1 pseudogene is annotated in these 223 nt (G+C 49.8%); it reads left to right on the top strand.

Features of this window, described 5'->3' with window-relative positions:
- Positions 1–149: 149 nt before the first annotated feature.
- Positions 150–223 (top strand): annotated as a pseudogene (locus AAC854_RS24870) (DUF1281 domain-containing protein); the annotation flags it as partial.

The raw sequence follows: 223 nt of genomic DNA, 5'->3' as shown, positions 1-223 counted from the left end.
TCGACAGCGGTATTACCGAAACGCTGCTCAGTCAGGCCAGCGGGTCACCGTCCGAGTAACCCATTTTTTTTATCACCCATCGGGGGAATTGTGCCCTGATGGTGCGGTTCCTCCGGTTTATTCTTATCAATTCAATGAGGAACCTGACCATGGCAGAATGGGTCACCAATCAACTGGAAATCACCGGCAAGTCGGTGTGTATTGACATAATGCAACAATGGGT

This window comes from Xenorhabdus entomophaga (assembly GCF_037996725.1).
Classification (GTDB): Bacteria; Pseudomonadota; Gammaproteobacteria; order Enterobacterales; family Enterobacteriaceae; genus Xenorhabdus; species Xenorhabdus khoisanae.
Note: the sequence above shows the minus strand (reverse complement) of the source record. Positions and strands in the feature narration are given on the sequence as shown.